The organism is Empedobacter sp. GD03739, from assembly GCF_029843245.1.
Classification (GTDB): domain Bacteria; phylum Bacteroidota; class Bacteroidia; order Flavobacteriales; family Weeksellaceae; genus Empedobacter; species Empedobacter falsenii_B.
Genome location: NZ_JAOCHX010000021.1, coordinates 1 through 23,060, shown reverse-complemented (window position 1 = coordinate 23,060; position 23,060 = coordinate 1). Strand labels below are relative to the sequence as shown.

At 30.6% G+C, this 23,060-nt stretch carries 24 protein-coding genes; 1 reads left to right on the top strand and 23 read right to left on the bottom strand.

The genetic code is table 11. The features are described 5' to 3' along the window. Positions 1-127: 127 nt before the first annotated feature. Positions 128-1,690, top strand: a complete 1,563-nt coding sequence (locus tag N5E64_RS08535) for a M20/M25/M40 family metallo-hydrolase (protein ID WP_125350368.1) — start codon at positions 128-130, stop codon at positions 1,688-1,690. Between the two features lie 51 nt (positions 1,691-1,741). Here the strand turns inward: N5E64_RS08535 and N5E64_RS08530 are convergent, their stop codons facing one another. The 23 genes from N5E64_RS08530 to N5E64_RS08420 all read right to left on the bottom strand — a co-directional run. Next, entirely contained in the window at positions 1,742-3,049 is a 1,308-nt protein-coding gene (locus tag N5E64_RS08530) for a phenylacetate--CoA ligase family protein (RefSeq protein ID WP_280037047.1), read from the bottom strand. Beyond that, a complete protein-coding gene (locus N5E64_RS08525; protein ID WP_280037045.1) occupies positions 3,028-4,689 on the bottom strand; it encodes a C45 family autoproteolytic acyltransferase/hydolase in 1,662 nt (553 codons plus the stop codon). The genes N5E64_RS08530 and N5E64_RS08525 overlap by 22 nt, the downstream gene beginning before the upstream one ends. Continuing rightward, the gene (locus N5E64_RS08520; protein ID WP_280037044.1) at positions 4,676-6,247 is read right to left on the bottom strand and encodes an NAD(P)/FAD-dependent oxidoreductase; all 1,572 of its coding nucleotides are present in this window, start codon (positions 6,245-6,247) and stop codon (positions 4,676-4,678) included. Before N5E64_RS08520 ends, N5E64_RS08525 begins: the two co-directional genes overlap by 14 nt. Further along, the gene (locus tag N5E64_RS08515) at positions 6,222-9,881 is read right to left on the bottom strand and encodes a 1-acyl-sn-glycerol-3-phosphate acyltransferase (protein WP_280037042.1); all 3,660 of its coding nucleotides are present in this window, start codon (positions 9,879-9,881) and stop codon (positions 6,222-6,224) included. Before N5E64_RS08515 ends, N5E64_RS08520 begins: the two co-directional genes overlap by 26 nt. Further along, a complete protein-coding gene (locus tag N5E64_RS08510) occupies positions 9,874-11,058 on the bottom strand; it encodes a DUF2062 domain-containing protein (protein WP_280037039.1) in 1,185 nt (394 codons plus the stop codon). The genes N5E64_RS08515 and N5E64_RS08510 overlap by 8 nt, the downstream gene beginning before the upstream one ends. 3 nt (positions 11,059-11,061) lie before the next feature. Then, complete coding sequence (locus N5E64_RS08505; protein WP_280037038.1) at positions 11,062-11,544, bottom strand: hypothetical protein; 483 nt, start codon at positions 11,542-11,544, stop codon at positions 11,062-11,064. Further along, positions 11,544-11,915, bottom strand: coding sequence for a 3-hydroxyacyl-ACP dehydratase (locus N5E64_RS08500; protein ID WP_125350372.1), 372 nt, complete (start codon positions 11,913-11,915; stop codon positions 11,544-11,546). The genes N5E64_RS08505 and N5E64_RS08500 overlap by 1 nt, the downstream gene beginning before the upstream one ends. Before the next feature lie 56 nt (positions 11,916-11,971). After that, entirely contained in the window at positions 11,972-12,595 is a 624-nt protein-coding gene (locus tag N5E64_RS08495) for a hypothetical protein (RefSeq protein ID WP_280037037.1), read from the bottom strand. Beyond that, positions 12,573-13,199: an outer membrane lipoprotein carrier protein LolA gene (locus tag N5E64_RS08490; protein ID WP_347881227.1), complete on the bottom strand. Its 627-nt coding sequence runs from the start codon at positions 13,197-13,199 to the stop codon at positions 12,573-12,575. The genes N5E64_RS08495 and N5E64_RS08490 overlap by 23 nt, the downstream gene beginning before the upstream one ends. Then, entirely contained in the window at positions 13,189-13,962 is a 774-nt protein-coding gene (locus N5E64_RS08485) for a polysaccharide deacetylase family protein (RefSeq protein WP_280037035.1), read from the bottom strand. Before N5E64_RS08485 ends, N5E64_RS08490 begins: the two co-directional genes overlap by 11 nt. Continuing rightward, the gene (locus N5E64_RS08480; RefSeq protein WP_114999670.1) at positions 13,959-14,948 is read right to left on the bottom strand and encodes a beta-ketoacyl synthase chain length factor; all 990 of its coding nucleotides are present in this window, start codon (positions 14,946-14,948) and stop codon (positions 13,959-13,961) included. Before N5E64_RS08480 ends, N5E64_RS08485 begins: the two co-directional genes overlap by 4 nt. Further along, positions 14,945-16,141 carry a beta-ketoacyl-[acyl-carrier-protein] synthase family protein gene (locus N5E64_RS08475; RefSeq protein WP_280037033.1) on the bottom strand — a complete coding sequence of 399 codons (1,197 nt, stop codon included), beginning with the start codon at positions 16,139-16,141 and terminating at the stop codon, positions 14,945-14,947. The genes N5E64_RS08480 and N5E64_RS08475 overlap by 4 nt, the downstream gene beginning before the upstream one ends. After that, positions 16,141-16,398 (bottom strand): phosphopantetheine-binding protein, encoded by a 258-nt coding sequence (locus tag N5E64_RS08470; protein ID WP_019975316.1) that lies wholly within the window; start codon positions 16,396-16,398, stop codon positions 16,141-16,143. Before N5E64_RS08470 ends, N5E64_RS08475 begins: the two co-directional genes overlap by 1 nt. 30 nt (positions 16,399-16,428) lie before the next feature. After that, positions 16,429-16,968, bottom strand: a complete 540-nt coding sequence (locus N5E64_RS08465; protein ID WP_280037030.1) for a 3-oxoacyl-ACP synthase — start codon at positions 16,966-16,968, stop codon at positions 16,429-16,431. Beyond that, positions 16,961-18,109 carry a beta-ketoacyl synthase gene (locus tag N5E64_RS08460; RefSeq protein WP_280037029.1) on the bottom strand — a complete coding sequence of 383 codons (1,149 nt, stop codon included), beginning with the start codon at positions 18,107-18,109 and terminating at the stop codon, positions 16,961-16,963. The genes N5E64_RS08465 and N5E64_RS08460 overlap by 8 nt, the downstream gene beginning before the upstream one ends. Continuing rightward, positions 18,082-18,519, bottom strand: coding sequence for an acyl-CoA thioesterase (locus tag N5E64_RS08455; RefSeq protein WP_280037027.1), 438 nt, complete (start codon positions 18,517-18,519; stop codon positions 18,082-18,084). The genes N5E64_RS08460 and N5E64_RS08455 overlap by 28 nt, the downstream gene beginning before the upstream one ends. Beyond that, complete coding sequence (locus tag N5E64_RS08450) at positions 18,494-19,771, bottom strand: ABC transporter permease (RefSeq protein ID WP_280037025.1); 1,278 nt, start codon at positions 19,769-19,771, stop codon at positions 18,494-18,496. The genes N5E64_RS08455 and N5E64_RS08450 overlap by 26 nt, the downstream gene beginning before the upstream one ends. 1 nt (position 19,772) lies before the next feature. Continuing rightward, positions 19,773-20,498, bottom strand: a complete 726-nt coding sequence (locus N5E64_RS08445; RefSeq protein WP_221854825.1) for an ABC transporter ATP-binding protein — start codon at positions 20,496-20,498, stop codon at positions 19,773-19,775. Between the two features lie 6 nt (positions 20,499-20,504). After that, positions 20,505-21,506 carry a BtrH N-terminal domain-containing protein gene (locus N5E64_RS08440; protein WP_280037021.1) on the bottom strand — a complete coding sequence of 334 codons (1,002 nt, stop codon included), beginning with the start codon at positions 21,504-21,506 and terminating at the stop codon, positions 20,505-20,507. Further along, on the bottom strand, positions 21,490-21,894 hold the full coding sequence (locus tag N5E64_RS08435) for a hypothetical protein (RefSeq protein ID WP_180904822.1): 405 nt from the start codon (positions 21,892-21,894) through the stop codon (positions 21,490-21,492). Before N5E64_RS08435 ends, N5E64_RS08440 begins: the two co-directional genes overlap by 17 nt. After that, entirely contained in the window at positions 21,891-22,346 is a 456-nt protein-coding gene (locus tag N5E64_RS08430) for a hypothetical protein (protein ID WP_280037016.1), read from the bottom strand. The genes N5E64_RS08435 and N5E64_RS08430 overlap by 4 nt, the downstream gene beginning before the upstream one ends. 4 nt (positions 22,347-22,350) lie before the next feature. After that, positions 22,351-22,791, bottom strand: a complete 441-nt coding sequence (locus tag N5E64_RS08425; protein WP_114999650.1) for a hypothetical protein — start codon at positions 22,789-22,791, stop codon at positions 22,351-22,353. Between the two features lie 3 nt (positions 22,792-22,794). Beyond that, positions 22,795-23,060, bottom strand: a 266-nt coding sequence (locus N5E64_RS08420) for a 3-oxoacyl-[acyl-carrier-protein] synthase III C-terminal domain-containing protein (RefSeq protein WP_280037013.1), incomplete at its 5' end; no start/stop codon positions are given.

Below are 23,060 nucleotides of genomic sequence, written 5' to 3'. Positions count from 1 at the left end.
AAACAATATTATATTTTCAAAAAAACACAAATACATGAAAGACATCCGTAGATGTCTTTTTTTATTTCACAAAATATTCTATTTTAGACCTAATTTGTAAAATTTATCACACGAAATTACTTTAATTATGAAATTGATTAACACATTAACCTACTCTACAATTGTATTATCGTCTATTGCGGTACATGCGCAAGCACAAGAAAAATTAGACCCAACTGTACAAAGTTTTGTAACCGAAATTCAAAATAATTCGCAGTTGAAGAAAATTTCGCACGAATTATTAGACGGAATCGGACCTCGTTTAGTAGGAACTCCACAAATGGATCAAGCAGGAGAATGGGCAATTAAAACGTTGAAATCTTGGGGAATTGATGCCCGCCGTGAAGATTATGGAACATGGAAAGCATGGGAGCGCGGAATAACGCATGTTGATATGACGTATCCAAGAGCAAAATCTATCGAAGCTACTCAATTAGCATGGTCACCAGCAACTAAAAAAGCTGTGAATGCAGATGCTATCGCAATGCCTGTTTTCAAAACAAAAGCTGAATTTGACGCATGGTTACCTTCTGTAAAAGGAAAAGTTGTTTTGATGTCACAAAACCAATCATATGGACGTTCTGATTATCAATACAAAGATTTTGGTTTAGAGGATTTGTATAAAAAAGTTACTGAAACAAGAAAAGCTGAAGCCGAAGCTTGGGCAAATTCTATAAAAGTGACAGGTTACAACAACAATACACTTCCAGAAGTTTTTGAGAAAAATGGAGCTGCAGCGGTTGCAATTTCTTATTGGACAGGAATTATGGGAGCAAATAGAATTTTTGGTGCAAAAACGAAAACTATCCCAATGTTAGATATTTCGAATGAAGATTACGGAATGTTATATCGTTTAGCTGAAAATGGAACTGCTCCAAAATTGACTGTTAATGCACAATCTAAACACAATGGAGTTGCGAAAACATTCAATATTATTGGAGAAATTAAAGGAAAAGAAAAACCAAACGAGTACATTATTCTTTCTGCTCACTTCGATTCTTGGGATGGAGCGCAAGGAGCAACAGATAACGGAACTGGAACTATCACAATGATGGAAACAATTCGTACAATCAAAAAATTATACCCAAATAACAAACGTACAATTTTGATTTGTTTATGGGGAAGTGAAGAACAAGGATTGAATGGTTCTCGTGCTTTTGTAGAAGATCATCCAGAAATTATTAAAAACACTCAAGCTGTATTTAACCAAGATAATGGAACAGGACGTGTAGTAAACATCAATGGATCTGGTTTTGAAAAATCATATGAATACATGACGCGCTGGTTACAAGCTGTTCCTAATTTTATTACGAAAGAAATCAAGACAGATTTCCCTGGAATGCCAAGTGGTGGAGGATCGGATCATGCATCTTTTATCGCTGCAGGAGCGCCAGCTTTCGGACTTAGTTCATTAAATTGGGGTTACGGTACGTATACTTGGCACACAAACAAAGATACGTATGATAAAATCGTTTTTGAAGAAGTACAAACGAATGCAATTTTGAGTGCTACTTTAACGATGATGGCAGATCAAGAAAAAGATTTAGTAAGTCGTGAGCGTCGTATTTTACCTAATGGTAGAGACGGAAAACAGCAAGAATGGCCAGAGGTTAAAAGCCCGGCAAGAAATTCTGATACTTATTTAAAATAAGATATTTTCAAATAAAAAGTCCACTTTCAGTGGACTTTTTATTTCATATATTTAACTTTCTCTATAATCAACAAACGTAATTGGTTTTCTACTTTCTGGCTTGAAAACAATTGATTGTAATTCTTCAAAAGTTTCAAATTTTATAGAAGGCGTTACGCGTAATTTTGCTCTGAAATAATCTTTTATTTTTGCTAAAAAATCATCGGTTTCGTCTGTTGAAACTAATCGAATTAAAATTTCATCTGTTCCAAATTCGTTCGAATAAATTTCGATTAAATGTAATTTGATTTCATCAAAATGATTCAAAATATCATGTAAAGCTGGCGGATACAAGGTTGTTCCTTTGTACTTTATCATATGTTGCTTTCTACCTTCAACTGGTCCTAATCGATACGAATTACTCCCGCATTTACATTTATCGGAATGTTTGCGTACTAAATCACCTGTTTTAAAACGCAATAAAGGCATTCCTTCTATTCCTAATGTTGTAATTGTCAATTCACCTAATTCACCATCTTGTACAACTTCATTATTCTCGTCTAAAATTTCTGTGATAATCAAATCTGGCTGATGATGTCCTCCAACCGATTCATTACATTCTGTAAACGCTGTTCCCATCTCGGTTGAAGCATAAGTCGAAAAAAGTTGAATATCCCATTTCGAATTTATTTTTTGCGCCAACAAAGACGAATTCAAATCTTTATCACGCAACGACTCTCCAATACACAAAACCGATTTTACGGATGAATTTTGATAATCGATGTTATTTTTCTCTGCATAATCTAACATTTTCAATAAAAAAGATGGAACAGCAACCAAAAATTTGGGTTGATATTTTAAAATAGAATCCCATTGCAATTGCGGAACTCCAGCACCAACACGAATAACGCCCGCGCCTATTTTTCTCAAACCAAGAAAATACGCCAAACCAGCCATAAAACGACGATCAATCGTTGTCATCAATTGTACAACATCACCTTTTTGAACCCCAATTCGTTGAAAAGAATTCATTTCATTTGCTGCCAGACGATCTAAATCTTTATCCGTCAAACCAAATGTTACAGGATCACCTAAAGTTCCAGAAGTTGTTGAGTAATCAATAATTTCAGTTAATGGAACACATAAAAAATCAAAATTATATTGTTGCAAATCATTCTTCGTTGTAACAGGAATTAATTTTAAATCTTCCGTTGTTTGAATAGATTTCCAATCAATTTGATATTTTTTGAATAAATCTTGATAAAATTTGGAATGCGTCGCAAGATACTTTATCTGTTCTTGAAGTTTCTGATTTTGAAATTCTTTAATCTCTTCTAAAGATTGAAGTTCTAAGGATGTTAACGCGTTTTTCGAGAACATTTGGATAATTTTTTCTGAATTTTATTTCGGTCAGGAACTGTAGTCACCTCCTTTGTCAATGCTAATTTATAATAAAAACTCGCTTGTTGATAATCTTTCTGCTGAAAATAATAATCACCAACTTTGTCATAAACCAACCAAAAATCAGGATTATTCTGAATATAACTTGTTAAAAAAGTTTCATCAATTTTCTTATTTTCTTTTATCAACTTACTTATTTGGTGTGTTTGTTCACGATATTTTTCATAATTAGAATAATCAGCAGATAAGACAAACTTGTCTTTTTCTATTCTCAAACTATCTACATTTAACATATAATTTGAAATAGAATCATTAAAAATTTTATTCAAATCATAAGCTGTAAACTCACCTAATTGATATGGATTTGACGAAACCCAAACCAATCGTTTATCTGGTTGAAAAACAACTGCGTGATGCGCCAATAGTTGATTCAAAGCCTTTTCATTTCCGTAACCTAATTTGGTATTTTTCAAACCATTTGTATCTCGTAACAATTCAATCATTTTAGTTGGATTCAGTTTATTTTCATTCGAAAGATGCTCTTCAATTTTTTCGAAACGATAAACCGAATGACTTTCCTCTTTCTGCGTATTATTTCGCTTATCATCCGAATAAACATCACTCTGAAAATGGTTCGTACAAGCTAAATAAGGTTGATTTTGAACTTCATAAACACCAAACTTTTTAGGAGAAATTTCTATCAACACCACACGATGATCTTTTGCACTACCAATCATCATACTCTCAGAGACGAAAACCTTTTTAGTTTTTGCTATTTCAACCGCTTCATCAATCGTTGAGGCATATTGTAAAACTTCTAAAGCAACGAGAGAAATGGGCGTTTTTGCTTTAAGTGGGATAGAAGATTTTCCCGCATTTATCGTTACTGTAAGCCCTTCCAAATTCATTCCAGACGAAACACCAATCATTCCGCCCCAAGTCACCGACATATAGGGATAACCAGAATTTGGCTTGACAAACGAAATTATTTTATTCTTGGCAAAATCATCATTTGCATAAAAATCAAAATTCCGACCAATCAATAAACCTCCGTCTTCAGATTTATTATCCCAAACAGCCAAAGATGAACAACCAACCAACATCAAATCATGCATAGCATGTCCTATATCGTGCGCTCCATGCAAAAAAAGATTGCGGTTATATTTGTCTATTAACGAATCGTAGCGGCTATTTGCAGACTCAGAAAGTCCATAAATTTGTGCTTTATATTCATTATTGACATATTTATGTAAATCTCGATTATAATATTTGAGTACTTTGAAAAGAAATTTTCTACGCTTTTCAGAAGGAATAAAATCAGTTATCAAATTCATAAAAGATTGCTCTTGAAAAGCATATAATTCTTTCGTTAAAACACCTGTTTTTTGACCAATTTCTAACGGATCTCCGGAAACAAAAAGTTCCCAATTCTGGGTTTTATTTTTCTTTAAAAAATTATTATCAATGTAAAAAAGTGAATCATTGATTTCATTTCTACTGTATTGTTTTGATTGAAAAGTAGACAAATCAGGACGATTTTCTAAACTTTTTCGAACACCACAAGATATAAGCGTAAAAAAAATAAACGTAAAAAAGTAAATGGTTTTATTCATTCGCATTTAGTTTTATTTCACGATGAACTTTGTTCATTAAATAGTCAGCGCCAAGGATTTCGCAACACGTTACAAATGCACCAACCGTCACACCCAAAACTCCATGAACACGGACATTTTGACCAGTAAAAAACACATTTTTCACTTTAGATCTTGGCGAGATAAATGTTTTCATCGGATGATTACTATCTTTCAAATACCCATACATATTTCCTTTTTCAGAACCAATAAAATCGCGATAAGATAAAGGCGTAGAAGTATGAATTGAAGAAATTTTTTCTCTAATATCAGGAAATTTTTTCTCTAATTTACGAATGATTAATTCCGTTTTCTGACGTTTAAATTCCTCATATTCCTCTCCTCTTTTCCCATAATTATCGTTAGTCTCAACATTATACGATTCTTCCCATTTTTGTACTTCATCAAACGTCATATACGTCATAACCGTCATACTTTCTGAATATTCTTCATCTTTTTGATCCATACTAAATGTTGCAATGTATGTATTTGGCCAATCATTTGTAGTTTTTTCGTAGCTGTCCCACACATCATTTATTGAGTTAAAATGATAAATATTATGATTAATATAGGAAAAACTTTTTGGCTTAAAAACAATATAAATAGTAAATGCAGAAGGCGTTACTTCCAAGCTTTTGACGCGTCGAGAAAATGGTTTACCAAACTTACGCTCGCCTAACATATCTATTGTTTTTTTAATGTCAATATTCGAAATGAATAAATTACCAAAGAAACGTTTTCCTTTTGTTGTTTTACAACCAATTACTTCTTCATTCTCGTTTTGTACAAATGATTTTATTTCTTGGTATTTATAAATTTCACCACCATATTTCTTCAGTTCTTTGATCAAAAGTTTTGCGATTTGACTTCCTCCATTTACACATCTCCAAGCCGAATGTATATAAGAGTTAACTGAAAGCGCGTGTATGTACAAAGGCGTTTTCTCTGCTTGTCCTACATAAAGAAAATTATTTCCTACTAAAACCGCTTTCAAACGCTTATTTGTGAAAACCGAATCGATGTATTCTTTCGCATTAAGCGACAAAAAATCTTCTTCATCAGCAAAAGTTCCGATATTCAAATTATACATAGGAAAAGCAGAACAAATTTCCTCTAATTTTTTGCTGTATTTGATTAAATTTTCTCTCTCTTCAGGAAAAAAAACAGCTAATTGATCAACAAAATTCTGATACGTTTGCGCAATTGGATATTCCTGAGAATCATCATCAAACGAAATCATATCAAAACCATTTTTATTCAACTGGCGCAATTTCAATTTGTCGGATATATTCAAATAACTGAAATAGTTATACAAATTTTCTCCTTTATCCAAACCTCCAACATAGTGAACACCAGTATCAAAAATTGTTTTATTTCGAACAAAAGTTTGCAAATTCCCTCCAAACTGATTGTTCTTTTCTAATACAACAACTTTCTTTCCTTCTTTTGCCAAAATAAGCGCAGAAACAAGTCCTCCCAAACCACTACCAATAACGACTACATCGTAATGAGATTCAGAATTATTTTGTGTAAATTGTGTATTCATTTGTTTCGGTTTGTTGGGCAAAACTTGTAAAAAGTGATTCGTCAATATTTCTATTCTTTAAAACAACAATTTTCTCAAATTGATTTATTGTTTCTTGATAAATATTTTCAATATCAGTAGAAATTAAAAGCGTCTTATAATCATCTATAACATCAAGATCAGAACGATATTCTAACGAACGAATTTTTGTAATGTAATTTGTTGCTGCAATCTCTCGCTTTTCTTCCTCTTTTACAAACGTTATTATTTTTCGGTTGAATTGTTGCATCAATAATAAAAAATCAATTTGTCCAAAATCATTCGAAAAATGAACTATTTTTTCATCTTTTGTAAATGCATTATTTAATTGATGATAAACAGATTTATTCAAACTAAAATCCTTTTTTACAACTTGAATAATTTCAGATTCTTTGTACAAAAAACTTAAAAATAATTTCTGTTTCCAATAGTTTTTATCTTCATATTTATCTCGAATTTCTTGAAAATTATTTTTAAATTCCTTACTGATTCTTTTAGTTCGTTCTGAATAATTCAAACCATAGTTTTCATCATTCCAAGCAATTCTTTTACCTATTATTGAATAAATATGTCCATCAAAAATTAAAAATTCTCCTTTTGGAATAATTTCAGAATTCCCATGAATATAAATTGGTAAAATATCAAGTTGTAATTTCTCCGCCAAATAAAATGCACCTTTGTGAAAACGATTTATATTATTCGTTCGAGAACGCGTTCCTTCAGGGAAAATCATTAACGAAAACTCATTCCCAATTCGAGTTTTAATCTCTTCAATATTATTTTCAACACCATTTGAAACAGGATAAAAACCAGCCATTTTCACGGCACGACCAAAAATTGGCGATTTGTAAACCCAATCGTTCACTAAGAACACAATTTTAGGCGTACACATTCCAATCGCCAACGTATCCAAGAACGAAGTGTGATTCGCAATTATGATTGACTGTTTCTTGAAGTCTTCTTGATTTGGATTAATAATTTTCTTGACAACAGTTGGCTTTAACATCAACACAGATTTCATAAAAGTTGACATTCCCCATCCAAAAAGTGCATATTTTCTTTCTTTCGAAATTGGTAAAATAAGCATCAAAAATCGAAGAATTAATGAAGTTACCGTACCAAATAATCCAAAATAAATGAAGAAAATTCCACTTTGAATTGCTAACCACAACGTCATTGGACTTTTACCTTTTTTAGGACGATTTGAGATGAAAAATCGAAATAAAATTGGGTAGAAAATAAATGTAATCACTAGCGCTGCCACAACTCCAACTAACGAAACTGATGCAATTGATTTTAACGCTGGATGTTTGGCAAAAATTAACGCTCCAATTGCTAAAATTGTCGTGATAACTGCTAATAAAATCGAAGTTCGATAAGTAGGCATTTCATCTTTTCCAGTCGTATATTCTTTTTGTAAAGCACTCGTCATAAAAATACTAAAATCGACACCATGACCAAAAACCAACGTACAAACAATACTACTGAAAATATTGAATTTGATATCAAAAAGTCCCATCAATCCAGCTGTAACCAAACCTGATAATGCGATAGGAATCGCGCTAATAATAACCAATTCTATACGTCGAAAGAAATACCACAATATTAATAAAACAGCAATAAACGAATAATTGACAAGGTTATTAAAATCAGTAACTAAATTTCCTAAAAAGTTTTCGTTTAACTGTTTGCGATCAATTACAATTGTTTCTTTATTATGATATTGTTTGATGAAATTTTCTCGGCTTTCTTCCTTTAATTTGACTAAAGTAGAAATCGTATAAAAACCATTTTTTTGCGAAACAAATTCTTCAAAAAGCGATGGATTAAACGCGCGATAATCTTCTAATTTTAAAGGTTGATATGCTTTATCAAAAATTGAGAAAAATTGATTATAAATTTCTTCTTTGAAACCATATTTTTTTCCATCCTTGATAAATTCATTCTTTACAAAATTCACTTTTTCTAAATTCCAGAAATTTTCCCAATCTTTTATTTTTTCTTGTTGAACAGAAGTTGGTAAAACCAATGATTGAATCGAATTATAACTTAAAATCTCATCCTTATTTTCTGCTTGCTCAAGCTTATTTGTTAACGCAATATTTTGATTTAAAACATCTTCTACATTATTTCCATAATTAACTACATACAACGATTTTGAGATAGAATTAGACGAAGTCTCTAACTTTTGTTCCGCTATTTTTTGATCGGTTGGAACGTAATTTAATTTAGATAAATCTTTGTCAAAATTGACATTATTAAACGTAAAACAACTCACTATAATCAAAAGAACACAAGCACCAATCAATATCTTGTTATTATGAAATGAAAAGAACGCTAACTTCTCTATTATTGAAGAATTATTTTCAACAGCATCTTCTTTCGGATGATACAAATGTGGAATAATCAATAAAGAAAAAACACCAGAAACAATAACTGTTATTCCAGCAAAAATTCCTAAATCTTTCAACACATCCGATTTCACAAAAAGTAAACACAAAAATGCAATCGCTGTAGTTGTACAGCTCATGATAAGCGGTTTCGTAATCTCTCTAAACAATGTTTTAGAATCGCTATTGTGCTTATAATGCGTCATGATATGCAACGAATAATCAATCGTTATTCCTAATAAAACTGCTCCAATACTCAAAGAAATTGCAGAAATTGTACCTTGAATAAAATACAAAAGTGCCAAAGCAAAGAAAAAACCAAAAACGGAAGGAATAAAAATAATTATCGGAATGTAAATTTTTCGATAGAATACAATTAAAATGATCATTAATGTAATCATCGAAATCAAAACGGTTGTTATAATATCTTGTTTAATTTGTTTTGCATTCGCAACTGCAATAAAGCTTGAACCGAAATAACTCAATGTTGATTTTCCGCTATATTCTGGATTTAAATGCTGTTGAATTTCTTCTAAACGATTAACAAATTCAGTATTATGTTCTGTTTCACTTCCTGAAAATTTAGGATTGATAAAAAGAAATAATTTCGAATGATCTTTCGTCACAATAAATCCATTGTAAACTTCGAAATCATCCGTCAAATTCTTTTCTTTTAAACGATTTAATGCAACAAAAGTCAACCCAAGCGGATCTTTCAACATAAACTCTTTCGAAACAATTCCAGTCGGCGTAATTAAGCTTTTGTAATTACTTTCAACAATAGAAGCTATCGAATCTTTAGACAATTTTTGCTCTAACGTTTTATAATCTTCTTTCTCTAAAAAAAGCGGTAAATTTTGATGAACAAAATCAAAAGTCGAAGCAAAATTATCTAAATCATATTGCCCTTGAATATCATTATAATAGTTATTTAACGGTTGGATACTATCTAAAAAATCAGTTGCCTGTGCCGTCATATCATCAAGCGTTCCTACTTTATCTTTTTCGATAATCACCGCAACTTTATCCGTAAATTTTAATTGAGCAATAACCTTTGCCATTGCATCATTTTTCTCATCTTTCGGAATGATTCGCGTAATATCTTCTTCAAATTTTAGTCGATTTGCAAAAAATGCACAACCAACTAAAAAGAGAACAAAAAAGAATACACTCAACCATTTATTCGCTTTGATTTGTAAAAATATGTTATAGAAAAATTTATGCATTCTTAACCTTCTTTTGACTGAAATAAGTTAATAAAAAATAACTTACAATTCCACTAACAATACTACAAAAAGTTGCTAAAACAAAGCTTCCGACAATATAACGAAGCAGATTTTTTTTGATAATTTCGAAAGAAACCAAACTCAAATCTAAATGAAAATTGTCCTGCAAAATAAATCCACCTGTCAGCAAAGAAAGATAAATAATTATCGGAATCATTGGCGGAATACTAATGTTGGAACAAAAGAAACTAATCACTTTATTAAGACGAAACATCGACGCTAAAAAAATGGATAAAAAAGTTTGAAAGCCCCAAAATGGTGCAATTCCAAGAAAAATTCCCAAAGCAATTGAAAGCGCTTTTACTTTATTGCTATCATTACTCCCTAGAATATCTTCTTTAATGAATGTTCGTATATTTTTTTTTTTGAAACTGAAGAAAAAATTTCGTGGTTTGATGTAAAAAATCGTCAAAAAAACCAGAAAAGTATTCAAAATACTAATTCTCGTAAAATCTTGAAATGGACGAAAATGTGAAACGCGTTCGTTTGGATCGTACAAAATATCAATCGGAATATTGGTCACCTCAATTCCTTTCCAAGCTGTTCGTACAATAATCTCAATTTCGAATTCGAATTTATTTGTCCAAAACTTTTTCGGAATAAATTTCAACGGATACAAACGATAACCAGATTGTGTATCATTCAGCTTAATTCCAGTCTCGAACCAAAACCAAAAGTTAGAAAACTTATTTCCAAAACTACTTTTCTTCGGAATTCCATCTTGTTCCATTTGACGACTTCCAATAATTAAAACAGGTTTATTTTTTTGATCTAATTCTGTAATAAAATTTGGAATATCATGTGGAAAATGTTGACCATCCGAATCGATTGTCAATGCATATTGGTAGCCTTTTTCTCGCGCAGTTTTAAAACCAATACGTAGTGCATTTCCTTTTCCTTTGTTCTCTGAAAGTTCAACAACAATAAACTGATTCTGATAATCTTTTAAAATTTCAGAAGTAGAATCCGTCGATCCATCATTTATAACTATAATTTGATTCGTGTAATCTAAAACTCCGTCAATCACACGCTTCAATGTTTTATGATTGTTGTAAGTCGGAATAAGTACACAAACTTTTTGTTCGTCTATTTTATGTCGAATAATCGAAAAATCCATTGATTAATTTAGTTTTTTCAGCTGTTGCGCTGTAAAAGTATTGTATTTTTTGGCGTGCGATTTCACCAAAGTTTTAACTTCTTTTGGTGCAGAACTATAATTTTCGACAATAAATGTTTTATCTTCTTGTATATTTTGATTGTATTTGATAAACTTTGGAATATTCTCTTGAATAATCAATCGAATTAAACGATTTTCAACATCTTTCGAGTCCTTTTTTATCGAATTATTGATCAAAGTTGCTCCATCTGTAAAATATTGTTTCTTCGTTTCCTTATCTTTTATATACCTTGCTTTCAGAATTTTAGACGCACCTTTATATGCAATAATTGTTTGATTATCACCTGAATAATTATCTAATTTATTATACAAAATAGATACATTATTCGATGATTTTGAAGCGTTTTCAAAATCTGTTCTCAATTCGGATAAGGTTAATCCAAAGAAAAATGAAACCGATAAAAAAATAGATAATAGAGTTTTCATTAATCTAAAACTTTATAAATTGCACTAAATTTTAACGCATTTGTCGTTTCAAAAAATGAAGAATTTTTCACTTTCACTTCATTATTTTCACAAACAACATTCAAACTCAAATCCAAAATAGGATTAATAAACGGATTTATTGTCGCCATAAATTTCACATTCGAAACTTTAGACAAAAACAAATCTTTCGAAACAAAACCTTCTGTTATCTCCTTTATTATCTGCATCATGCAAACACCAGGTGTAATTGGGTTATTTGGAAAATGACCTTCGAAAACTTGATGATTTGGATTTAATTCAATTTGAACTTTAAAATTATTTTCATCAATTTTCTCAGTATTTTTAATGATATATAGATTAGGAATAAGCATTTGTAATAGTTTTGAGTTACAAATATAATCTAAAAAAAGATGATTTGTACGTTAGTTTACTCTTCCTCTAATTGTATATTTACTTTTGTAAGTGTGATACTTAAATTGAAGTGATTATGTTTGATTAAAATCTGATCAGGAAAATCTGTTTGATCTCCAGAAAATTGATTAATCGTTTTTATTTTATTCTTCTTTAAATGAACCAATTCTTTAAAATAATTTGATTCATTCTTAGCAAAAATTAAACTCACTTCTTTTGATTTTAAAATCGTTTGATCTGTCGTTTTTATATGCTCATCAACTTGAAAATCATTCTTAAAAATAGCTTGTAAATCTTCTGCAAGAGTTTTTACAACCACTTTTTTATTCAAATCTGGCATCGCATAATTCAATGTATAATCGTGGTCTGTAACTGACAAATCGAATAACGTATTCCCAAAATCAGACGTCATTACCACACGATGCGAGTTGTAACCCAATTTTTTCACAACAAAATTACCTTTCATTTCATTTTTCATGAACGTAATCTTGAAACGATAACTATATTCTTTATCAATTGAACTAAAATATGGGTTCAAAAACTTCCTTTCATCCTTTTGTTGTTCTTGTATATCAGCAATTTTGTAAGTCGTTCCACAAGAGGTTAAAATGAAAAAACTAAGGATTAAAAACAGACGCATTGATTATTTTATTTAAAGATTTGTTGGTAAATAAAATTTTCGTGTAATCATCCGAAGGTTCAATTAATTTGACTTCTGTAACCGTTGATTGACCTGAATAAAACGTCAACTGAATTTCTTTGATGTACTTTTTTACATCCTTTATTTTTGGTTGTAATTTTGCAATTCGAGATTTATCAGTTTTCGCAAAAGTTATGATAAAATCGTTTGTATCAAACAAATTTCCACTTACACTTCCGACAATTAATTGATTTAATTTTTCAAATTTTTTATTTCCTTGTAAATCTACACTCGATTTTTTCCCTTCATCATTAATGTAAATTTTTCCATTGTTAAAAATCACATTATAATCAATTGGTAGTGTATAATTCCAACGCATCGCTTTCGGATTTTGCAAGTACAATTTTCCTTTCGAAACAATTGGTTTATTCAAGAAACTCATCACTTTATATTGTGTAAAATCAGCCGTCAACGTTTGTATTTTCTTAGAATCAGCTATAATATCTTTTTTGAAATTCTCAATTTCAACATTACTCATTTTACTTTCTTGCGCAAATATTGTCAAGTGAAAAAAAGTAAATAAAATGAAGATTTTAGTTTTCATATACATCAATTTTCAAGAGTTCATTTAACGGAACTACTTTATAATTTTCCTTTTGTAAAAATACGAATAATTGCTCTAAAACATTCGCCGTTTTGTCCGAAGTATCATGCATCAAAATAATCGAACCAGGCTTTATTTGGCCAGTAATTCGATTCAATAATTTTTTTTCATCATTGATAACTGTATCCAAAGAACGAATACTCCAACCAATTACATAATGTTGTGTTTTATTTAAAGCCTTTGCTATATGTGGATTCGTCACACCAAAAGGTGGTCTAAAAATTTTAGTTGTAACGTTTATTTTTTCTTTAATAAGTTGATTGATAGAAACGATTTCTTCAACAATTTTTTCAGCAGAATAAAAACCATTTTTAGAAGAATGATGAAAAGTATGATTCCCTATCAAATGCCCTGACTGATGAGTTTTTTGAAGAATTTCAGGATACTTTTCGATTTGTTTTCCAATGCAAAAAAAAGTTGCTTTTGCATTATTTTTTTCTAATATAGATAAAATTCTTGGCGTAAATTCTGTTGGTCCATCATCAAAAGTTAGAGAAATTATTTTCTCTGTATGATTATTTCCTCGATGATAAGCTTTCAAAAAATAGTTAAATCGAATTTCAAAAGCACCAAAAATTGTCAATGTTAACCACACAAAAAAAGGTATCAATAAATAAAAAAAAGACAAACCTTTTGTAAAACAACCAATTGATAAGCAGATTAGTATAATTACAAAAAGGATTGTAGCAACTCTGAATTTCATATCGATTGAAGCAATACTAAACTTAAATCCTTGCCTTTATGCTCATTCACCAAAAGTACATTTTTATAACTTTCAGCTTTTACATCATTCATTTTGAATTGATTTGGTAAAGTTTGATTTTTCAGCAATTCACATCCTAACACAAATCCGAAAGCAGAATAAGTTCCAAATTCTCCAATAAAATCTTTGTATTCAAATAACTCAATTTCATTTAAGTTATTAATATTCAATGAATTTTCACCAGAAATAATTGCATCAATATCGGTTAAATTTATATGATTCAATTGAATAAATTTTAGAATTTCGGAATATAAATCTTCATAGTAATTTAAAATAAAAACATCTAAAACTTTCGCGTAAGAGTTTTCTTTTCTCTCATTCGATAAAACACAAAAATGTGCGCCTTCACTATATTTAATTCCTTGATTATCTTTTGATTCAATCTCACCAATTAATTGTAACAACTGATATGTTCTTTCTCCAATTTCATCAATTCCACCAACCAAAACGTTGTTTACTTCTTGATTTTCTACTTGTAAAAACCCATCTAAAAGCGCATTTTCAAAGGAATTAAAACCATTTGTATACGTAAAATTGTATGCATTACAACCAAGATGCAAAGCTATTTGAGAGCCAACCGTATTATGTGTAGATTGAATAAAAGCTGTTGGTGTTAAAAACTCTTCTTTATTTTGAATAATATTCGTCAAAAACTTTTCAGAATCTACCAAACAACCTAAAGCCGTTCCTGTAATTATTGCCTCTAATTGTTTAATTCCTGCATCATTTAAAGCTTTTAGAGAAGAATAAATTCCCATTTTAACTCCCGAAGCCATTCTACGACTCATCGCTGCCGAAATCATATCTTTAAGAGAAGGAGATTTTGCCTTTGTTATTGAAGTTTCTAAAGGAAGAAAATCATTTGTAATTTCATCTATAAATTGCGCATTTACAAAACCTAATCCGTTTACAAATACTTCTTTCATGATTTAGAAAAAATTAAAGTTGAACAATTTCCTCCAAAACCAAACGAATTTGATAACACATATTCAATATTTTTCTTTTCCAATTTAGTAGTCGGAAAGATATTCAACTCTTCAATCGGAGATTGAAAATTAAGATTTGGATATACAAGATTATGTTGAAGACTCAACAAGCTAAAAACCGCTTCTACACTCGCAGCAGCAGCCAACGTATGACCAGTAAATGGTTTCGTAGAACTGAAATTAGGAACATTTTCTCCGTAAATCCTCTTCAAAGATCGACCTTCTGTTAAATCATTATTGTTCGTAGCAGTTCCATGAACATTGATATAATCAATTTCGGTTGGTTGAATAGCTGCTGTTTCAAATGCTTTTCTCATCGCCAAATACGCTCCTTCTCCATTTTCAGAAGAAGCTGTTTGATGAAATGCATCGTTCGAATTTCCTACACCAATCAAATAACCATGGACTTTTTTGTTTGATTTTTGAACAGATTCTTCCGACTCTAAAACCAAATAAGCAGCTGCTTCTCCAAGATTCAAACCTTTTCGATTTTTATCAAATGGTTGATTAAATTCATCACTCAAAATCATCAAACTTTTGAATCCATTAATGGTAAATTTTGACAAAGCATCCGTTCCGCCAACAATCACTCGATCCAATTTTCCTGAATTAATCAAGCGCGCGCCATACATAATCGCATTTGCAGCCGAAGAACAAGCCGTACTAATAGTCGATACAAAGCCTTTCAAACCAATTTCATTTGCAATTTGATTAGAAGAAGCACCAGCATCATGACTCGAAATATACTTTTGTTTTTCAGGCAGATTTTCATAATCCAAAAAGTAATTTTCTGTCCTATCCATTCCTCCTACACTTGTTGAAGAAATCAGTCCTGTTCTGACTTCATTTACATTTTCGATTCCTGCATTTTTCAGAGCTTCTTTCACAGCTATTAGTCCTAACATCGCTGTTCGAGAGAAATTATTCTCTGAAGATAAGTTTAAAAAAGTTGCTAATTCATCATTCGATAATTTGATTTCACCTACAAAAATTTCATTTTTATGAATAGAATCAAAATTTTCAAGGCGTGATAAACCATGCTTTTGATGAATTAATGAATCGAAATTCTCTTCGACATTTTTACCAATTGCCGAAATAATTCCCATTCCTGTTATTGCAACTTTTTTAAGCATTATTTTGTTCTATTTTTTTCAATATAGTCTGCCATTACTTCTACCGATTGAAAGATCGTTTTTCCTTCTTTTGGATCGGTAATTTTGATTCCATATTCTTTATCCAATAAAACAATCAACTCCAAAGCATCGATTGAATCTAATCCCAAACCGTCACCAAATAAAGGATCATCATTTTTGATATCCTCTACTGATACATCTTCAAGGTTTAAAATTTCGATAATTTTTACTTTTAAGTCGTTAATTAAATTTTCCATAGTATTTTTTATTGTAAACTAATATTGTTTTTAATCTATTAAGTACATTTTCGCTTCGTAATCACCTTGTAAATAATCTACCCAAGCCAAAACAACTTTCTTTGCTTTGTTTTTTAGAATTAAATAATTCGCATACTTTTTTAATTGTTCTTCATTAAAATTTTTCGAAATAAAAAAAGCATTTTCTGTCTTCAATCCATGACGAATACTTACTTCACCTAAACAAATATTTGCTAATGTATAAACAAAAACAGCAGGACTTGGAAAAATTTCATCAGTAGATTGAATACTTTGTTGATGTTTCAAATCTGATTCTAAACTCGAATTTCGATTTGCAAAAACCAATGCAATATCTTGATTTTCATTTAAAGTATTCTCATCTTTCAACAAAATTTCGGCAGCTAAAAAAGCTAATTTACTTTGATAATCCATTTTATAAAATTTTGGATAATCAATTTCGAAAGATTTGAAGAAATTTTTCGAAAATATACCAAAATCTCCTGAAGAATCTTCAAAATGAAGTTCATCATTCAACCAAACTTGTTCGTTTTTAATCTCAACTTTAGTCATTCTGAACTTTTTTTAGAATAATTACAGCATTACTTCCTCCAAAACCAGATGAAGTTTTCAAGATAATATTGACTTCTTTTTGAAGATTTTCATTCAAAATATTTAATGGAACTGAAGTTCCTATTTCACTAAAATTATGACTTTTCAAAACTAAATTTTCTTCAGCTTGCTTCATCGCAATAATTAATTCCAACAATCCAGAAGCGCCCAATGTATGTCCATAAAAAGCTTTTAAACTATTTGTCGGAGTTTTATCCATTTGTAAACGATTAAAAGCAATTGCTTCCATTTCATCGTTATACAATGTCGCCGTTCCATGTGCCGAAATATAATCAATTTCATTTGATGAAATATTGGCTTCTTTCATCGCGACTTCTATACTCAAGACCAAACCTTCACCCGTTCGAGATGGTCCAGAAATATGATTTGCATCGTTAATTGAAGATTCACCCAAAATCTGAAAACTATTTTCTTCTTGACTTTTTGAAAGATAAACACAAGCCGCAGCTTCGCCTAAATTAACACCTTTTCTATCTTTGTCAAATGGTTTACATAATTCAAAATCCATTGCTTGAAAAGAATTGAAACCTGTCAAAACAAAATCTGTCAACTCATCCAAAGCCAAAACATATGCATCATCAAACTCATCAATTTCAATGAAACGTTTTGCAACATTAACTGCTAAAACTCCAGAAACACAAGCATTTGAAATGATAATTGGTTCAGTTTTAAATCCAAAATAATCTGCAATTTTCTTTGCAAAATTTGGAATTGAAGCTTTTTCTAAAGAATCAGAAAGTTGATCAATATTTCCTTTTGTAGCTGAAAGTACAAAAGCAGTTCGTTGTGAAATTTTTGATTTTTCAATAATAGATTGAAGAGCTGAAATACAAATTATTTCTAATCGCGTATAATGTTGATTATCTTTTAGTTCATTTTTTAAATTTAAGAAAATTTCATTCTCAATTTTCCCAGCATAAAAATTCTTTAAATGACCAAATGAATCAATTTTAGAAACAGCCGAATTTCCTTTCAACAATTCATTCCAATTGGTTTGAATAGAATTTCCGAAAGGTGTTAAAATATTTGCACGATTAATGTAAACTTTTTCCATTACAACAATCCTACTTTTTTCTTCCATTCTTCAAAAAATGGTGGCAATGTTAACATTAAATCTCCTTCGTTGTCTAAAAAAACTTGAGTCGTTTCTCCAATACAAACCAATTTTTCATCTTGATTGAAAATCTTGAATTTGTATATCATTTTAGCAGCCAAAGTATCTTCAAAAGTTGTTTCTATTCTACATTTATCGCCATATTTCAATGGAAATTTATGTTCACAAACCGACTTAATAATTGGTGTTACAAATCCGCTTTTTTGAATATCCAAATAACTAATCCCAAAATGACGTCCAAAAGCTTCCCTTCCATCTTCAAAATACGTAATATAATTCCCATGCCACACGATTCCCAACGGATCGGTTTCATTGAATCGTACTGCGAAATTGGAATTATGTACTAATGTTTTAATCTTCTCTTCTGAACTTATCATAATATATAGCGGCAAACAAGGTAATAATATAGAACAAAGTTAACAAAATAATATTCGGAACAATCTGAAGAAAAGATTGATTTCGCAGAATTAAACTATAATAGCCATCGAGTGCCCAATTCATTGGTGATATTTTCGCGAAATGTTGCATAAAATCTGACATCGCAAAAACTGGAATCCAAACACCGCCAATTGCAGCTAAAATAACGACTAAAGTCGCTCCAAAAGGTGCAGATTGTTCTTGGGTTTTCGCAATTGTACCTATTAAAAGTCCTAATCCAATTGCTGCCAAAGAAGCAAATACAGTTAATCCGTAAATAGAAAATAATATGCCATCCGTTTTGAAACCTGGTAAATCAATCAATGGAAAGACTAATTTAGCGACACATAAAATCATTGTAAATTGCAATAAACTTATGATTAAATACGTGATGGTTTTTCCAATAATTTGAACAGAATAAGGCATTGGACTTGTTAATAATCGAATATGTGTGCCTAAACTTTTTTCTTTTACAATGTTGATTGATAACGGAACAACAATAAAAAATATCGCAAATAATGTCCATGCAGGCACATTATGTTGTGTAACATTTGGTTTCAAAACTGATTTAGAGTCTTCAGGAACAATCTCTTGAAAATGAATAAACTTCTCATTTTGAAATCCTAAATCATTTGATCCCATTTCTTGTTGAAATGCTTTATAAATACTTTTATTCTCAGTATCTGTAATTAATTTATCCAAAACATTCGATACATTTTCTTTGAAAGCCAGCGAAGTAGCGGGATCAAAGTATAATTTAATCGTTTTTGGATTGACTTGTTGATTATATTTCACTTGCGTGCTATCAAAAGCAAATTCGTTCAGAATTTTCTCAACATTTTGATTGATTTTATAATTCAAATCCTTTGATAATTTCGCTGGAATTACAATTCCAACTTGGTATTTTCCTTTAAAAACTTCAGTTTTCAGTTCATCTTCCGTTAATTTTTTCCCATTTAATTCAGTTACAATTTTTAAATTTCCTGAATGTGAAATATGTTTTTTTACAATCGCAGAAATACTACCTTGATCATGATCAATAAATAGAACAGGAATACTTGCTTCAGCAAAAGAATCATAGGTACTTTTCTGAATTTTAGTCACCGTAATAACCAAAATCAAAGGCATAATAAAAAGAATCACCAATCCGCCAATATCACGAATAAGTAATAAAATTTCTTTCTTTATACATGCTAAAAGTTGGCTCAACATATCACGATAATTTAGTTAAATTAACAAAAGCTTCCTCCAAATTATATACATTCACTTGCTTGATTAATTCTTTCGGTTCAGCTGTAACAATTGATTTTCCTTGATTCATAATCGTGACTTGCGTACAAAAATCTTCGGCTTCTGCCATATGATGAGATGTATAAACAATCGACATTCCTTGTTGATGAAGCTCTTGTAAATAGTCTAATAATGCAATTTTTGATTGTATATCAACGCCAACAGTTGGCTCATCTAAAAAAAGAATTTCTGGCTGATGAAGAATTCCTGCCAATAAATTAATGCGACGTTTCATTCCTCCCGAAAAAGAATCAATTTTTTTATCTAAAAACTTACTCATTCCTACTTTTTCAGTCAAAAGCTGAATCTTTTCGTGTAATTCTTTTGAAGGAACTTTATAAATTTTTCCAAAAAATTCTAAATTTTCTCTCGCTGTCAACGTTGGATACAACGCATATTCTTGCGGAACAATTCCAATGATTTTTTGAATCTTTTTTAAATCTGTTTTTTGATTTAAATTTTGAATCACAACATTACCAGAAGTTGGTTTAATCAATCCAGAAAGTATCGACATCAAGGTTGTTTTCCCTGCTCCATTTGGACCAAGTAAACCGTGAATTTCGTTCTGTTTTATCGTCAAAGAAAAATCTTCTAGCGCAAAAACATCAGAATTTTTATATTTTTTATATAATTTTTCAATTTCAATCATCTGTGACTAAATTGCTTTTCTTAAACGTTTAAAAAACGATTCTTCCAAATCTGCTAATTCCAATAATTGATCCGAAATCACATCGTAAATATCTTGTGCATTGTTTCGTTTTTTATAAACTCTTGATGCATTTAGAGCAAAATCTCGCCATTTATCCCCAATTGCAGAAATTTCTAAGGCAAAATCATTCAGATTTGGTTGATTCAATTTTTGTGAAGCTTCTTGTAAAAAAGCAGCATAAATATAACGAAAACCTCCACCTCCTGTCCCAATCTCTTCTTGCATTCGAATCATTTGTGCCAAAAAATAATTCGTTTTTGCATTCCCAATTTTCTTTGGCATTTTTTTAATTCGTTTCGCAACCATTCTAATTCCACGAACACCAACAATCGGAACTGGTGCTAACATTTCACGACACGTTTTCTTAATTCCTTTTTTGATTGCTTTCTCAAAATTTATATTTTCTGGAATAAATTCAGGATAATATAAATGTCCTTTTGGAGCTAAAACACCTTTCGAAAAACGAACTTTTTCTAACTCATTTTCAGTCAACTTTGTCGTTTCTTGCATCACAGGATCACTGATTAAATACGTTTGATTTTGCTTACCGAAAACAACTAAATTATGTCCGTTAAAATGAAATTTATATTCTTCTGGAAAATAAGTTAAATTATACACACCAACCTGTAAGCCGCAAGGTCGATTGGCCAAAAGCTGTTCGTCTAAGAATGTTTGGGCAGATTTTGTAGAGCGAAATTTATGACGTTTAACCTTTATACCAAGATTCTTCGCTGCACGATTAAAAATCATTCCTGGCATTGGACGATAACTAATTGCTGGTGCATGATTAATTTTTAAGAAAGGTAGAAATACAAAAAAAAGACCAGAACCAATCCCAAAAATCATAGGTTCTGAAATATCAATTCCTTTATTTTTTAATAAGTTGGAGGCAACTCCATTTTCGCAATGTGCTGATTGAAAATGTTTAAAATCAGTTATGGTTTCCATCAAAGTTTTTTAATTCATCAACCGAAATTTCAAAAGCTTCGGCATATTTTTTTAGTGTTGATTCTTTTAATTTTGAGAAAACAGTTGGTTTTGCATGTCTTTTGACAAAAATCTTCCAAATTCCGACATAATTAGACAAAATTTCCCAATCCATACGTTTCAATTCCATGAAATATAAAATTGGACTTGCTTTTCCATCCATTACTTTTTGTCTTGCTTCCTCTGTGCGTTCATCCAAAATTTTTAAAGTTTCGGACTGAACAATATTTTTCGCTTCCCAACCCGCACTCAGTGTTTGAGAAAACTCTCCCTGTTCATCAATTGCGTAATAAACTTCGTTGAAATCCTTGAGATGTCCTTTGTCTTGTGGTACTTCTGATTGTTTCATTTTTTATGGTTTTGAAGCATCAAATTCATTGTAGCTGTCGCAATTATTTCGTCATTCAAGACAACTTTTGCTTTCATCAAACTAATTGTAAATTCATCGTAATCAAAAACTTCTAACAACGTTGCTTTTGTTGTAATGGTTTGATTAACTTTAGGTAATTGCATAATTTCGGCTTGTTTGATCGTGCTAATAAAGCCGATTACATCACCTTTGTGTACATCAGAAAAATTGATAAAATAGTTTTGTCCAATAATTGTCGAACAAACTTGCGCCATATTTTCCAATAAACCGACTTCAGTAAAATATTCGTTCTGAATAAATAATTGATTCGATTTTATCGTAAATAAAGCTTCAACATAGGTTTTCTCAATCCAAGAAATCTTGTCTACAAAAAGCATTGGTTCACGATGTGGAAGAAATTGTTGAATATCAATTTCCTGATTTACTTTCATAAAATTATGTTTCTGCAATCACTGTTTTCATCTCTCCTTTTGCAATTACTTCTCCTTCTATCTTTGTTTCAATCGAAACCAAAGTCACTCCCATTACTTCGTGCAAAATAGTTGCTGTTGTTGTTAAATTCTCATTCACTTTTGGCAAACGATTAATCTCTATTGATTTCATCGAGCCAATATATCCTGTTGGAACCGATTCATCTCGAATGTAAAATTGATAACCTGTATACAAAGCAACTGTTTGTGCCATGTGTTCTAATATTCCAGATTCTTTCAATTGATTATTTTCGACAAAAATCGAATCGTTTTTGACCGTTAAGCCTCCAACAACTTTTTCCTCTTCATATTCAAAAATAGCATCTACCATAATAATTGGTTCACGCTGTGGAATCAATTGTTTGATAAATCCTATTGTATGATTGGGTAATTGTATTTTATTCATTTTTTAAACGACTGTTAAATAAGCGTACGAATACGAAAAACGCCCACTTTCTGGTACACAAAGCATAATACGATCTCCTTTTTTAAGATTTCCGTCTTGAAATAGTTCGTCAAGCATCAAAAAAACAGACGCTGAACCCACATTTCCAACTTTGCTTAAATTCATAAACCATTTCTCTAACGGAATATAAATATCTCTCTTACAAAATTCGTCATATAAACCTTGAACAAAATAATTTGACGAGACATGCGGTAATAAATAATCAATTC